At 68.4% G+C, this 14685-nt stretch carries 13 protein-coding genes; 5 read left to right on the top strand and 8 right to left on the bottom strand.

Annotated elements, in window-relative coordinates:
* Positions 1-74 precede the first annotated feature (74 nt).
* From L8K25_RS05150 to L8K25_RS05135, 4 genes are all read right to left on the bottom strand, one after another.
* A complete protein-coding gene (locus L8K25_RS05150) occupies positions 75-857 on the bottom strand; it encodes a glycoside hydrolase family 75 protein (RefSeq protein ID WP_242137801.1) in 783 nt (260 codons plus the stop codon).
* Positions 854-1837 carry a polysaccharide deacetylase family protein gene (locus tag L8K25_RS05145; protein ID WP_242137800.1) on the bottom strand — a complete coding sequence of 328 codons (984 nt, stop codon included), beginning with the start codon at positions 1835-1837 and terminating at the stop codon, positions 854-856. The genes L8K25_RS05150 and L8K25_RS05145 overlap by 4 nt, the downstream gene beginning before the upstream one ends.
* Positions 1838-1934: 97 nt before the next feature.
* Positions 1935-2177: a hypothetical protein gene (locus tag L8K25_RS05140; protein WP_242137799.1), complete on the bottom strand. Its 243-nt coding sequence runs from the start codon at positions 2175-2177 to the stop codon at positions 1935-1937.
* A gap of 108 nt (positions 2178-2285) precedes the next feature.
* Entirely contained in the window at positions 2286-2933 is a 648-nt protein-coding gene (locus L8K25_RS05135; protein WP_242137798.1) for a murein L,D-transpeptidase catalytic domain family protein, read from the bottom strand.
* A gap of 266 nt (positions 2934-3199) precedes the next feature.
* Between L8K25_RS05135 and L8K25_RS05130 the strand changes: the two genes are divergently transcribed.
* The gene (locus tag L8K25_RS05130; protein WP_242137797.1) at positions 3200-3799 is read left to right on the top strand and encodes a L,D-transpeptidase family protein; all 600 of its coding nucleotides are present in this window, start codon (positions 3200-3202) and stop codon (positions 3797-3799) included.
* Positions 3800-3885: 86 nt separating this feature from the next.
* On the opposite strand, the gene L8K25_RS05125 is transcribed toward L8K25_RS05130, so the two are convergent.
* Genes L8K25_RS05125 through L8K25_RS05110 form a run of 4 tightly spaced genes read right to left on the bottom strand, consistent with a single transcriptional unit; the run spans position 3886 to position 9570 of the window.
* Entirely contained in the window at positions 3886-5160 is a 1275-nt protein-coding gene (locus L8K25_RS05125; protein WP_242137796.1) for a TolC family protein, read from the bottom strand.
* Entirely contained in the window at positions 5157-5432 is a 276-nt protein-coding gene (locus L8K25_RS05120) for a hypothetical protein (protein WP_242137795.1), read from the bottom strand. The genes L8K25_RS05125 and L8K25_RS05120 overlap by 4 nt, the downstream gene beginning before the upstream one ends.
* Entirely contained in the window at positions 5429-8491 is a 3063-nt protein-coding gene (locus L8K25_RS05115; protein WP_242137794.1) for a CusA/CzcA family heavy metal efflux RND transporter, read from the bottom strand. The genes L8K25_RS05120 and L8K25_RS05115 overlap by 4 nt, the downstream gene beginning before the upstream one ends.
* Complete coding sequence (locus L8K25_RS05110; protein WP_242137793.1) at positions 8491-9570, bottom strand: efflux RND transporter periplasmic adaptor subunit; 1080 nt, start codon at positions 9568-9570, stop codon at positions 8491-8493. Before L8K25_RS05110 ends, L8K25_RS05115 begins: the two co-directional genes overlap by 1 nt.
* 311 nt (positions 9571-9881) lie before the next feature.
* On the opposite strand from L8K25_RS05110, the gene L8K25_RS05105 reads away from it, so the two are divergent.
* The 4 genes from L8K25_RS05105 to L8K25_RS05090 are packed head-to-tail and all read left to right on the top strand — an operon-like array spanning position 9882 to position 14597.
* Entirely contained in the window at positions 9882-10364 is a 483-nt protein-coding gene (locus L8K25_RS05105; protein ID WP_242137792.1) for a MarR family transcriptional regulator, read from the top strand.
* Complete coding sequence (locus L8K25_RS05100) at positions 10364-11791, top strand: efflux transporter outer membrane subunit (RefSeq protein WP_242137900.1); 1428 nt, start codon at positions 10364-10366, stop codon at positions 11789-11791. Before L8K25_RS05105 ends, L8K25_RS05100 begins: the two co-directional genes overlap by 1 nt.
* Positions 11788-13059, top strand: a complete 1272-nt coding sequence (locus L8K25_RS05095) for an HlyD family efflux transporter periplasmic adaptor subunit (protein WP_242137791.1) — start codon at positions 11788-11790, stop codon at positions 13057-13059. Before L8K25_RS05100 ends, L8K25_RS05095 begins: the two co-directional genes overlap by 4 nt.
* Complete coding sequence (locus L8K25_RS05090; protein ID WP_242137790.1) at positions 13056-14597, top strand: DHA2 family efflux MFS transporter permease subunit; 1542 nt, start codon at positions 13056-13058, stop codon at positions 14595-14597. Before L8K25_RS05095 ends, L8K25_RS05090 begins: the two co-directional genes overlap by 4 nt.
* Positions 14598-14685 lie beyond the last annotated feature (88 nt).

The following is a 14685-nucleotide window of genomic DNA, read 5'->3' as shown; positions in this document are numbered from 1 at the left end:
CGGTCGGGGTGGCGAACGCTGCCGTCACCTCGGCCTTTGCCGGGGTGACGGGCTGTTACCCGCCATTCGATGCGCTATCCGTTGGATTGAAACGCCTGCCAGCGTCGCAGCCCTTCTTCGCGCACGATCTGCGCGATATTGGCGGGGGTGACTCCCTCGCGCGCGCTGTGCGGGAACAGCACGGTGGTGACGTCGCCGCCGATGCTCTCCATCCGCTCGATCACGCGGCGGCACGTTCCCGCGTTGCTCCGCGCGATACACAGTTCACGCCCCAGCGCGCGGTGCAGCGCGAGCGATCCCTCGCCCAGTTTCTCGAACGGTCCGGTATCCGCGACGATCACCGGGATCGTCCGGCCATGCGCGATCACCACGCCGAAATCGCCGACATCGACCCCGGTCAGCTTGGTGAAGCGTCCCTTTTCGTCATGCGGCCCCTCCCATGGAATGACCACATAGGGGATCTTGTCCGCATCGACCGGGATTTCGCCACCCTTGCCGTCGGGGAGCATCAGCGACGTCGGGCATTGGTCCATCGCGCCATGATCGGGGCTGCATGCGAACGGCGATCCGTCGAGATCGACCGCGAGCTTCGCGACATAGGCGATCGCCCCGCCCGGCAGGCGGCGGAGCGCGGTGACCGCGTTCGGGTCGTTGCGGCAGCCATGGACGGCATGGCCGTGGAAGCGGTCGGCACGGTCGCATACGCCGAATTCCTGGCGATAGGATTCATCGAGCGGTTCGCCGGCAGGCAGCGCGACACCCGCCGGCCAGGGGGAGGGCGTTGCCTGTACCGGGACCGATACGGTTGCCACGCCCAGCGTCAGCATAAGGCCAACGAGAAGACCGCGCCCGCTCATGACGCCGCCGCTGCGCGGGGATCGGTCGCGCCCTCGAGCCGCGCATCGTAGGTCGCGATCGTCTGCGGTACGGTCGGGACCGAGCCGTACGGCAACGACCGGTGGAGCGTCAGCGCCCAGCGGTCGAGCCATCCGTCGCCATTGGGCCCGACATAGGTATCGGGAATCGCATAGGCGGGATCACGCATCGCGGTATCGAGCGGGACGACCCGCAGATGCTGCGCGCGCAGGATCGCGGCGAGCGAGTCGATGCTCGCGGCGTTGAGCCGGCTTGCGTGAAGCAGAAAGACGAACGCGGGCTCGCGGCCGAGCAGCGCGCGCCCGGCTTGCTGATACCAGGCCACGATCCGGCGGGTAAAAGCGAGATAGGCCTGCTGGATCCGCCGCGCCTCGGCATGGTCGCCGCGCGCCATCGCGTCGTCATATGGCGCGGCGAAGCGCCAGTCGGAATTCTCCATCGTCACCGGCGCGACGCGATAGCCATGCGTCCTGAGCCAGCCTTCGAACCGTTGGCGCGCCGCCATCGTCAGCCCGGTTTCGAGATAGGGATACCGGTACCACCGCTCCTGCCGCCCGCGCGCGCCGAGCAACGCGGACGTTTCCTGCGCGCCGTGCGCGACGTCCGCGATATAGGCCTCGACCGGGACCGCATTGAGCGACAGGTGCGAATAACTGTGATTGCCGAGGTCCATTCCGGCATCGAGCCAGCGCACGAGCAGCTGGACGCGTTGCGCATGGTCGGGCGCGGCGAGCTGGACCTCGTTGACGAAGCCGGTTGCCTTGAAATGGTTGCGCCTGAGGCCGGCGAGCAACGTATCGGTGACGACCGCGCCATCTGCGGCCGAGGTCATCTTGCCGAACACCGGAAGGTCGTCGAACGTCAGCGCGACGGTGCCCGCCGACGCGGGGACCGTGCTCAGGCCGAGAGCAAGAGCTGTCATCATCCGCAAGCCACTGCGGATCGTCCGTTTGCGCGCCATGGTCAGCCTCCGGATAGCGTAGGAGCGGCCCCACGCCGGCTCCGTATTCCCCGCGCGAGCGAATTGGACGAAACGGGCGTGGGGACGATGCCGGACCTTAGCGGTGCGCCGCGTTGGCCTGTGCGGCGGCGGCGGCCTTGGCCTTGTGCTTGTAGTAATAATGCGCGGTCACGCAGCCCGCCGCGGCGCCGGCGATGGCGTGATGGTGCGCGTAATGGCCCGCAACGCCGCCGGCGACCGCGCCGCGGATGCAGCCCTTGGCAGAGGCAGGCGCGTCGAGTGCCACGCCGCTGACGGCAAGGGCGGCGACAGCGAGCGCTGGAGCAAAGATCTTGTACATGAAATCCCTCAACACTGGTGGATTCCAATCCTGCGCCGGCATCGATGACGACGGACCATCACCCGCATGAACTTCCTGTCATGCTACGGTCAAACCGGCGCGGTTGGCTCAGACCTTCGCCGAGTAGATCATGCGCCCCTGGCCAAGTCGCGCGAACACCTGGTCGAGATCGCCTTCGCTGACCGCGAAGCAGCCCTGGCTGCGACCGAGCTGGCCATGCGTACGCACCATGTCGGGGTCCGCATACCACGCCGAGTGCACGACCAGCGCGCGCTGGAGCGCGTTGCAGTTGGTCGAGTCCAGCCCGACCAGCCGTTGCGAACGACCGTGCTTGCCAACGTAATAATCGGACGCGACGAACGCGCCTTCACTGGATGCGTTCGAACCCTGGCTGTTCGAAAAGCGCTGCAGATAACCGGTGTGCGACGGGTCGCTGCCGCTGCCATGCGCGACGAGCAGGGTCGTGGCCATGCCGTTTGCCATGTCGACGAGGTAGAAGCGCGGCTGTGACGACGGCAGCGAGAAATCCGCGATAGCGATACGATCGTGATATGGAATTTGCGAGCCATGGCGCTGCAAGGCAGCGAGCGCATGGCGAAGCAGATCGGGACGCACGACCCGCCGTGAGGCGAGCGGCTGGATCGTCGCGGGCGCCGGGCCGCGCGCGAAAACGGGCGCCTGCGCCCGTGCGGGAACGATGGTCGAGGCGCCGAGCAGCGCCAGCGCAGAGCCGCCGAAAGCCCGGCGCGTAAGCATAAGAGGTTGATCTTGCACGGTTTGGAACATGTCCCTCAACGTTGGATGGTAAATTCTATAGCATGGAAATGGGTATCGGTGTCTTAACCGACACCATTAGATCCCGTTCTTGACCGGGTTCCATCGTGAGTCCTGGGCACTTCGTCGCAAAGTGGGACGGATTTTGGATCGGAGCAAAAGTCAACCCGTCGCGTTGGAGATCCATCAACGAGTCGCTTGCGGTTTCGCGAGAATTTCCGGCTTCAATCCTGATCCAGAGGTGCGACATGGTCTCGATCCATCCGCGCCGCGGCCTTGCCGTCGCGGTGATCACTGTCGGCTTGGCCGTGTTGCCCGTAGCGGTGCAGGCGCGCACTACCGTGCCGACCAGCGACGCTATCGCGACCATGACGGCGGGGGATTACCTGTGGAGCAACGCCGCGATCGAAGCCTCCGGAGTCAGGATCGTGGTTAGCCTGTTCGACCAGAAGCTGTTCGTCTATCGCGGCAACCGGCTCATCGCCGTGTCTGCCGTGTCGACCGGCAAGGAAGGGCATGAGACGCCAACCGGCGAGTTCACGATCCTGCAGAAGGAGGTCGATCACACATCAAGTATCTATGACGCTGCGCCGATGCCGTTCATGCAGCGACTGACGTGGGACGGCGTTGCGATCCATGCGGGGCGCGACCCGGGATATGCGGCGTCGCACGGATGCGTTCGCGTGCCGATCGCCTTTGCCAAGCGGCTGTACGGCATCACCAGACTTGGCGCGCGGGTCACGGTGACCGATGAATCGGTCGAACTGGCGATGCCGGTTGACGGTGCGGGCGATGATGGGGGCACCGATACCAGCCCGGTTGTGACGCCCGTGGCCTATACGCGGTAGCGCGCCGTAAAGGCTTTCCTGCGTTGCCGGTGGGCGGGAACCGGCACAAACCTGCCTGTTCCCTGGCGAAAACCCGCAAATCCCCTTCAGTCGTCGGCCTCGGCCGGCGCCCAGAGCCGATGCGCGTCGATCCGCAGCTTGGCGACCGACCGCGCCGCCCGCGCCCGCGCCTCGGCTTCGATCTTCTCCGCATCGCGCACCTGCCGCTGCGCGTACAGCAGCGCGGACAGATCGACCCCGCCCAGCCGCCGCCCTTCCTCGAGCTTTGCCATCGCCGCCCGCGCCGCGACCACCGCGCGCTGTGCCGACTCCAGCAGCGCATATCCCGCGCGCGCCTGGACCAGATCGGTATCGGCGGTCGCGAGGATCTCGCGCCGAACCCGCGCGAGCGCCTGGTCGGCCGCGCCCGCCTCTGCCAGCGCCTGGTCCGCCGCCGGCTTGCGGAAGCGCCCGCCGAACGGCAACACCCCGACCACGCCGACGCCGACCTCGTTGCCGCCGCGCTCGCTGAACGCGCGCCCCCCGACCGAGGGATCCGCGCGCCGGTCCAGCCGGGCGCGGGTCGCCAGCGCATGATATTGCTGCGCGGTCGCCTCGGCCGCGCGGATCTCGTGGCTGTCGCCGAGAATGTCGTCGCGCCAGCCGGCGAGCTGCTCCGGGGTGGCGCGGATCGGTTGCGGGGACGGGATCTCGCTTGGCAGTTCGAGCGTGGGGAACATCGCGCGCAGCGTCGCGGCTGCCGCCGCTTCCGCGCCACTTGCGTCGGCCAGTTCGCTCCGTGCGGTCTCCAGTTCCAACGTTGCACGGTCGGCATCGAGCCGGCTCGCATCCTTGTAGCGGACCTGTAGTCCGATGCCGGTCGTAATCCGCTGCTGCACGTCGAGCGCGCGCTGCGCGATCGTCACGCGTTCGTGCGCGGCCAGCCAGTCGAACCACCCCGACGCCAGCGTCAGAGCGGCCTGATGCCGCGCATCGGCGAACATGTTGCGCGCCGCCTTGATCTCATAGGTTCCCGCCGCGCGGTCGAGCGCGGCCTTGCCCGGCAGGCGGAACGGCTTGAGCACGGTCATGTCGAATTCGTTGTAGGTCGTCTCGCCCGTCACCCGGCGGCGGACGTAGGAGCCGGTCGCGGTGAACTCGTGCGGGCCCGCGCTCAGCACGCCGGCATGGCCGCGCGCGGCGTCGACGCGCGCCGCTGCTTCGCGCACCGACGGGCTGTTGTCGAGCGCCTCGGACACCGCGGCGAGCGGGGGAAGCGCGGCATCGGCCGCGTCGATCACTTGCGTCGGCATTGCGGGCGTCGTGCTTTGCGCAAGCGCCGGGGTCGCGACGCACAGCAGCAGGGCAAAGCGCCCGATCATGCCTTTGCCGCCAGCGCGACGGCGTGCCAGATCGTGCCGTCCTCGACCACGTCACGAACGACATCGACCGCGGACTCCTCGGCGGTGAAGCGCAGCACGGTCCGCTTCTGGCGACCGGTTACCTGTTCGCGGACGCTCGCGTCGCGCAGGTGCTCCGGGGCGATCTCGATCGGATAGGTCGCGATCCACGTGTCGATCCCGCCCTCGCAGAGGGCAACGATCAGGTCGTCGGCATCGTCGGGAAGGCACAGGATTTCGATCAGCAGGGTCATTCCTTCGCCTCCCCGAAGCGTTCGTACAGGATCGGCAGCAGGATCAGCGTCAGCAGCGTCGACGTGATCAACCCGCCGATCACGACAATCGCGAGCGGCCGCTGGATCTCCGACCCCGGTCCGGTCGCGAACAGCACGGGCACCAGCCCGACCGCGGTGATCGTCGCGGTCATCAGCACCGGCCGCAACCGCCGCTCCGCGCCGTCGCGGACCGCATCGTGCAGCGAGCGCCCGTCGTCGCGCAGGTCGCGGATGTGCGAGACCATCACCAGCCCGTTGAGCACCGCGATCCCGAGCAAAGCGATGAAGCCGACCGAAGCGGGGACCGAAAGATAGCTGGACGTGATCAGCAAGGCGACGATCCCGCCGACCATCGCGAAGGGAATGTTGGCGAGGATCAGCAGCGCCGCCCGCATCGACCGCAGCGTGGCAAACAGCACGAGCAGGATCAGCGCGAGTGCGATCGGGATGACGATCATCAGCCGCTGCGACGCGCGCCGCTGGTTCTCGAACTGCCCGCCCCAGACGAAGTGGTAGCCACCCGGCAGCTTGACCTGCTGTTGCGCCTTCTGCTGCACTTCCTGCACGAAGCCGACGAGATCGCGGCCGGTGACCGAGGCCTGCACCAGCGCATAGCGTTGCCCGTCCTCATGCGTGATCAGCACCGGACCATCCTTGCGCGAGACATGCGCGAGGTCGCTGACATGCGCGAGCGTACCGGTGGGGGAGCGCACCAGCAGGTCCTCGAACGCGGTCGGGCTCTGGCGGATGTCGTCGCTGCCGCGGATCGTGATCGGCACGCGGCGCTGCCCGATCCGCGCGACGCCGGCGTCGAGCCCCTCGAGTTGCGCGCGCAGGGCGTCCTGCACGTCCGACACCGGGATCCCGGCATTGCCCGCGGCAAGCCGGTCGATCCCGAGCTCGAGATAATTGACGTGATCCTCCGCCAGCGTCTGGACGTCGGTCGCGCCCTTGGTCGCGGCGATCAACGCCTTCATCTTGCCCGCGATCTGCGCGAGCTGGTCATTGTCGGTCCCGAAGATCTTGAGCGCGAGATCGCCGCGCGACCCGGTCAGCATTTCCGACACGCGCATCTCGATCGGCTGGGTGAAGCTTGGCTGGACGCCCGGGAGCCCGTTCATCGCGTCGCGCATCTGCGTGACGAGCCATTCCTTGTCGCCCTTGCGCCAGTCGCCACGCGGTTTCAGCGTGACGTAGCTGTCGGTCTCGTTCAGCCCCATCGGATCGAGCCCGATCTGGTCCGATCCGGTGCGCGAGACGATGTTGGTCACTTCGGGCACCGCGCGCATCACCGCGCGCTGCGCGGCCATGTCGTCGGCGAGGCTGTGGTCGAGCCCGATCGACGGCAGCTTGGTGAGCTGCATCACGACCGAACCCTCGTCGAGCGTCGGCATGAAGGTCTTGCCGACCATCAGATAGGCGACGACCGCGATCGCCAGCAGCACGCCCGCGCCGATCCCGACGATTGCCTTGTGCCCGAATGCCGCATCCAGCGCCCTGGTATAAGCAGGGCGGACGTGGCGCATCACCCACGGTTCCTTGTCGTCGGCCGAATGCGCCTTGAGCCCGTAGGAGCCAAGCACCGGCACCAGCGTCAGCGCGACGAGCAGCGACCCGGCGAGCGCGAACACGATCGTCAGCGCGACCGGCGCGAACAACTTGCCCTCCAGCCCCTGCAGCGACAGCAGCGGGAGGAACACCAGCGCGATGATCACGATGCCTGCGCTCACCGGAACGATCACCTCGCCGACCGCGACGAAGATGCGGTGCAGCCGGCGCTCGGGCTTGAGCTTGGGATCGGCGATCCGCTCGACGATATTCTCGACCACGACGACCGACCCGTCGACCAGCAGCCCGATCGCGATGGCGAGTCCGCCGAGGCTCATCAGGTTGGCGGTGACGCCGAACGCGCGCATCAGGATGAAGGTGATCAGCGCGGCGAGCGGCAAGGTGGACGCGACGATCAACGCCGCGCGCCAGTCGCCGAGGAAGATCAGCAGCAGCACGATGACGATCACCGTCGCCTCGAGCAGTGCTTCCTCGACCGTCGACACCGCGCTGTGGATCAGCTGCGAGCGATCGTAGAAGACGTTGAGATGCGTGCCCTTGGGCAGCGTGACGCCCGCCAGCTTGGCACGCACGCCCTCGACCACCTTGCTCGCGTCCGCGCCCTTCAGCGCGATGACCAGCCCCTCGACCGCCTCGCCGCGACCCGAGCGGGTGACGGCGCCGTAGCGGGTCAGCGATCCGGTCACGACCTGCGCGACGTCGCCGACGCGGGTGATGCCGGTGGGGCCTGACTTGATGACGATCTGCGCGACGTCCTCGGGCGCCTCGACCGCGCCCGTCGCGCGGACGATCAGCGCTTCCTCGCCCTCGGTCAGGCGGCCCGCGCCGTCGTTGCGGTTGTTGTTCATGATCGCGGTCTTGAGATCGGCGATCGTGATCCCCGCCGCCGCCAGCGCATTGGCATCGGGCTTGATCTCGAAACTCTCGGCAAGGCCGCCGAGCGAATTGACGTCGGCGACCCCGGGGACGGTGCGCAGCGCCGGCCGCAGCGTCCAGTCGAGCAGCGTGCGTTTTTCTGTGAGCGAAAGCGGTCCCTCGATCGTGAACATGTAGACGTCGCTGAGCGGGGTCGAGATCGGCGCGAGGCCGCCGGTGACGCCGGGCGGCAGGTCCGCCATCACCCCGGTCAGCCGTTCCGCGACCTGCTGGCGCGCCCAGTAGATGTCGGTGCCGTCCTGGAAATCGATCGTGACGTCGGCGATCGCATATTTGGCGGTCGAGCGCAGGATCGCCTGCTTCGGGATGCCGAGCATCTCGGTCTCGATCGGCGTGACGACGCGGGTCTCGACTTCTTCCGGGGTCATCCCCGGCGCCTTCAGGATCATCTTGACCTGGGTCGACGAGATATCGGGATAGGCGTCGATCGGGAGCGCGCGATACGCCATCACCCCGAGCGCGACGAGGATCGCCGCGAGCGCGATCACCGCGAGCCGCGCCGACAGCGCCCAGGCGACCAGCGTCCGCAGCATCAGCGCTTGGTGACCAGCGACTTGAGTTCGGTGACGCCGGTCGTGGCGACCGTCTCGCCGCGCTGCAGTCCGGTGGAGATTACCGCGCGCTGCGCATTGCGCCCGGCGATCTCGACGCGGCGCGGCACATAGCCGCGCGGCGTGACGACGAACACGTACCAGCGGCCCTGATAGCTGGTCAGCGCGCCCGCGGGGATCTGCACCGCACCGGTCGGGGGCGGCGCGAGGATCGTCGCCGACAGCGCGCGGCCGAGCACGATGCCGGGGCCGCCGGGAAGGGTGGCGCCGATCGACAGCGAGCGCGTCGCGGGATCCACGGTGGTGCCGACCGCGACGATCTTGCCGGAAATGTTGGGCGCGACGACCACGCGCATCCCGCTGCGGACCTGCCCGGCATAGCGTTCGGGAAGTTGCGCGGTCAGCGCATATTGGCCGGTGGCATCGATCACGAACGGCGCGGCCATCCCGTCGAGCGTCCCGCCCGCCTGGATCGCCATGCTGCTGACCGTTCCCGCGATCGGCGCGCGGAGCGTATAGGTGCCCGACCGCCCGTCCGCGCCGCCGAGCGCGAGGATGCGCGCGTTCTCGGTCGCGACGGTGCGCGCTTCATAAGCCGCGGCCTTGGCCTCTTCCGAGCGGGCTTCGGCGATCACGCCGGCGCGTGCGAGCGCGGCGGTGCGCGCGGCGGTCGATCCGGCGAGCTGCGCGCGCGCGCGGGCGCGGGCGAGTTCGGCGCCGGTCTGGAGCACTTCGCGGCTCGCGACGACCGCAAGCGGCTGGCCCGCGCGCACACGCTGGCCCTGGACGACGAAAATCTGTCGCACGATTCCCTGGAACGGCGCGGCGACCGCCCGCCGCGCGCCGAGCGGCGGCTGGACCGTGGCCGGGACGATCGCGACCGGCATGTCGGCGGCTGGCTCGGCGCGCGCCGTGCGGATCGCAAGGGCCTTGGTCTGTTGCGGGGTGAGGTGGACGACGGGCACGGTCGCCGCGATCGACGCCAGCGCGGTGCCGATCAGTCCGGCGCTGCGCAGGCGGCTTCGGAACAGGCGACGAAACGGTTCGGATCTGGGAAGCATCGGTATCCTGTCCCCCGCAACCCGTCGCGGGAAGGCGCTCTCCTATCGGGATCACCGCGCGCGGTCGTGTTAATTGGCGGTAATATAGTGAACGCGAGTTCATCCTCCGCCCGCCCGTAATCCTTCAAAGGCCGGGGCCGTCGGGCAACGGGCAAACGGTGTGACGCGAATGCAGCCGCTCCGGCGTGGGACGGGGCGACGGGCCCGCCAAGGGCACCTCCCGCAACAAACTCGGCAACATTTCCTTACAACACCTTGCAAATACCTTCGCACGATGTATCTGCACCTGCAGCTAATGAGGACTAAGATAGATGGCGGTGTTCAACGTCGAGGATTGCGCGGCCAGCCGTGCGCCCGGCCGGCTGCTGCGCCGGCTCGACAAGACGATGTCGGCCTATGTCGAATCGCGCATCGAGGGGCGCGAGCTGACCTATCAGCAATGGGTCGCGATCAAGGTCGTGCGCGATGGGATGGTCGGCAACGCGGGTGAACTCGCACGCGAGCTCGGGTTGACGACCGGAGCGACCACACGACTCATCGACGTGCTCGAGACGCGTGGCCTGATGGCGCGCGACCGCAGCGGCGAGGATCGCCGCGTCGTTCGCCTCGTATCGACCGATCTCGGCGGCGCGACCGTCGCAAAGTTGCAGGACAATGTCGTCAGCGCCTGGAACGAAGTGATGGCCGAGTTCTCCCAGGCCGAGGCGCAAGCATTCGTCGACATGCTCGCGCGTGTCCTCGCGGTCGCGGAACGCGTTGCGGGCGATGCGCCGATGGCGGAGGTGGTGCAGTGATGCGCGCGACCGGCATCGTCTCGCTCGCGGCGGTGCTGTTGTCGTCCTGCGCCGCGGTCCCGCACGATCCGCCGCAGGTCGCACAGGTCCAGCCGACGACGCTTGGTCTCAGCGACACCGCCACGCCGATCGCGGCGGACTGGTGGACCGCGTTCAAGGATCCGCAGCTCGATACGCTGGTAACGATGGGCTTCGCCGCCAATCCGTCGCTCGACCGCGCGCTTGCGCGGGTGCGGATGGCGCAGGCGACGCTCGGGGTGCGGCGTGGCGACCAGTTGCCGCAGGTGACGCTCGACGGCCAGTCGACGTATCAGCGCTTCCCGGAGCGCTCGCTTTACCCGCCGCCTTATGCGGGCAACGCCTATCCGACCACGTCGGTGCAGGCGAACCTCAACTGGAACCTAGACCTGTTCGGCCGCCAGCGCGCGCTGGTGGCTGGCGCGCGCGCCGATGTGGCGGCGGCGGCGCTCGATGCGGCGGCGGCGCGGCTGATGGTATCGACCTCGATCGCGCAGGCCTGGGTCGGGCTCGCACGCGCCGACCAGCTGATCCGTGTCGCCGACAGCTTCGTCGCGACGCGGCGGCAGGCGCTGGGCTTCGTCAACTCGCGGATCCGCAACAAGCTCGCCAGCCAGTTCGAGCTGCGCCAGGCCGAGACGCTGCTCGCCGAAGCCGATCAGGCGCGCACCCGCGCGGTCGCGCAGCGCGAATTGCTCGTCCATGCGATCGCCGCTCTGGTCGGGCGCGGCGCGGATTTCTACCCGCAGGTCGGCAGTCCCAAACTGGCGTTCGATGCGCCGCCGGTGGTCCCGGACGTACTTCCGGCCGACCTGCTCGGGCGGCGTCCCGATCTGCTCGCCGGGCAGGCGCGGATCGATTCCGCCGCCGCGGGCCGCAAGGTCGCCCGCGCGGACTTCCTGCCCAACGTCAGCATCCAGGCGCTCGCAGGCTTCGCCGCGCTCGGGCTCGGCAGCTTCTTCGATCTCGGCGCGCGAACCTATGGCGCAGGCCCGGCGATCCACGTGCCGATCTTCGAGGGCGGCAAGCTCAAGGCACAATATCGTGGCGCGACCGCGACGCTCGACGAGGCGGTCGCCGCTTATGACGATGCGGTGCTCGGCGCGGTGCGGGACTCGGCGGATGCGCTGACGCAAGTCCGCGCGACCGACCAGGATACGCTCGCGCAACGCCGCGTCGTCGCGGGTCTGCGCGAGACGGTGCGGCTCGATCAGGTCCGTGTCTCGACCGGGCTCGGCTCGCAGCTCGACAGCATCGACGCGGGCTTCCGCCTGCTCGAGGCGGAACAGGCGCTGGTCGGGCTCCAGTCCGATGCGCTGACCCGTCGCATCCAGCTCATCGCCGCGCTTGGCGGTGGTTTCGAACCTTCCCCGCCGCCTGCAGCGGCCCTTGCGGACAGCGCATCATGAACGACCAGACCCCCACCGACTGGAAGCGCGAAGCGGAAACCGCCGAGCGTATCGACCCCGTCGTCGGCCCCGAGCCGATCGCCGCCGAACCGCCCCCCACGCCGGTCGACCCCGCGATCAAGCGGCGGTCGCGGATCCGGCGGATCGGGTTCCTGATCCTCGCACTGGTCGTGCTGATCGGGCTGATCCTGTACGGCATCAGCGTCTTCACCGCGCCGGCGACCGAGGAAACCGACGACGCCTATGTCGCGGGCAACGTCGTCTCGGTGACGGCACGCGACGGTGGGACCGTCCTTGCGCTCCACGCGGACAACACCCAGTCGGTCAAGCGCGGCCAGCCGCTGATCGATCTCGACCCGGCCACGGTCGGCGTCCAGATGGATGCGGCCGAGGCGGCGCTCGGCCGTGCGGTCCGCGCAGTCCGCTCGACGCATGCGCAGGTCGACGAGGCGGGTGCGGAAATCGCGCAGGCGCAGGCCGACCTGTCGCGCGCGCAGAACGACTACACCCGCCGCCAGGGCGCGGCACGCGACGGCGCGATCTCGGGCGAGGAACTGTCGCACGCGTCCGACGCGATCACCACCGCGCGCGCCGCCGTTGCGCTCGCCCGTGCCCGTCAGGCGCAGGCAGCGAGCACGGTCGCCGGCACCGACATCGCCAACAACCCGCAGGTCCTTGCCGCAATCGCCGACGTGCGCCGCGCCGCGATCGACGGCAGCCACATGAAGATCGTCGCGCCGGTCGCGGGGATCGTCGCGCAGCGCACCGTCCAGCTCGGTCAGCGTGTTGCCGCCGGAACCCCGCTGATGGCGGTGGTGCCGCTCGACAGCCTGTGGATCGACGCCAACTTCCGCGAGACGCAGCTTCAGCATCTCCGCGTCGGGCAGCCGGTGACGATCACCGCCGATGTCTATGGCAAGGCCGTCACCTTCCACGGCAAGGTGCTCGGGCTCGGGGCAGGGAGCGGCAACGCCTTCTCGCTGCTCCCGCCGCAGAACGCCTCGGGCAACTGGATCAAGATTGTCCAGCGCGTCCCCGTGCGGATCGCGCTCGATCCCGCCGAACTGCGCGCGCATCCGCTGCGCATCGGGCTGTCGGTCAATGCGATCGTCTCGACCACCAACCTGTCCGGCCCGATGGTCGCAGGGAGTACCGCGCCCGCGGGCGGCGTGCAGCAGAGCCTCGACGGTGGCCCCGAAGTCGATGCGCTGGTCCGCCGGATCATCGCGCAGAATTTGGGGACCCAGACATCCGGACGCGCGCGGTGAGCGCATCCGCCGGCGCGGGGGCGGCCCCGCTGCGGGGGGCGGCGCTTGCCGTCACCTCGATCGCCCTCGCGCTCGGCACGTTCATGCAGGTGCTCGACGGGACGATCGCGAACGTCTCGCTGCCGACGATCGCGGGCAACCTCGGCGTCTCGACCGATAACGGCACGTGGGTGATCACGTCGTTCGCGGTCGCCAATGGCGTGACCGTCCCGCTGACCGGCTGGCTGATGCAGCGGTTCGGCGTGGTGCGGACCTTTACCGTGTCGGTGGTGCTGTTCACGATCGCGTCGTTGCTGTGCGGCCTTGCGTGGGACCTGTCGTCGCTGATCGGCTTCCGCATCCTGCAGGGCGCGGTGTCGGGGCCGATGATCCCGGGTAGCCAGGCGCTGCTGATCGCGATCTTCCCTGCGCACAAACGCGGCACCGCGCTCAGCATCTGGTCGATGACGACGCTGACCGCGCCGGTGCTCGGGCCGGTGCTGGGCGGTTATATCTCAGACAATTACCATTGGGGCTGGATCTTCCTGATCAACGTCCCCGTCGGCATCGCCTGCGCGTTCGTGTCGTGGCGCTCGCTCGCGAGCCGCGAGACCCCGACCCGCAAATTGCCGATCGATACGGTCGGGCTGATCCTGCTCGCCTTCTGGGTGTTCAGCCTGCAGACGATGCTCGATCTCGGCAAGGATCGCGACTGGTTCAACAACCCGCTGATCGTGATTCTCTTGGTGTGCGCGGTGGTCGGGTTCGTCGCATGGCTGATCTGGGAGATCACCGACGGCAATCCCGCGGTCGACCTCAGCCTGTTCCGTCGGCGCAACTTCGCGTTCGGGACGCTGGCCTTGTGCCTCGGCTATGCGCTGTTCTTCGCCAACAACCTGCTGCTCCCGCTGTGGCTGCAGGAGCAGATGGGGTACACCGCGACCTGGGCGGGGTTCGTCGCCGCGCCCAGCGGGATCGTCGCGGTGATCGCGACGCCGTTCGTCGGGCGGCTCAAGATCGATCCGCGCTGGCTGACGACGATGGCGTTCCTCGCCTTTGCCGGCTCGTATTTCCTGCGCTCGCAATATACCCCCGACGCGAGTTTCTGGACGCTGATGTTCCCGCTGCTGTTGCAGGGGCTGGCGATGAGCATGTTCTTCGTGCCGCTCGTCACCATCTCGTTCGACGGCATTCCGGGCGATCGGGTGCCTTCGGCAAGCGGAATCTCGAACTTCGCGCGCATCACCGCGGGAAGCTTCGCCGCGTCGATCATCACGACCTCGTGGGACCGGCGCGAGGCGCTGCACCAGACGCGGCTGACGGAGGTCGGGACCGACTATTCGCCAATCTACCGGCAGGCGATCGGGCAGTTGCAGAATGCCGGAATGACGCAGCAGCAGGCCGCCGGTTCGGTGATGCGGCAGATCGTCAACCAGTCGTATCTGCTGTCGTCGCTCGAATTGTTCTGGATCTGCGGATGGATGGCGGTGGTGATGATCGGTGTCATCTGGCTGACGCGCCGTCCTGCGCCGAGCGACCTGGTGGTGGCGGCAGACTGAGGTCATCGCCGTGTCCTCCCCCGTCTCCGCAAGCCTTCTGCGCAAGCCGCGCCAACTCCTCCCGTTACGCGGATGAAAGCCGGGACCG

Source organism: Sphingomonas sp. TREG-RG-20F-R18-01 (genome assembly GCF_022662475.1).
Taxonomy (GTDB): Bacteria; Pseudomonadota; Alphaproteobacteria; order Sphingomonadales; family Sphingomonadaceae; genus Sphingomonas.
This window is presented reverse-complemented; position numbering and strand designations above follow the sequence as displayed.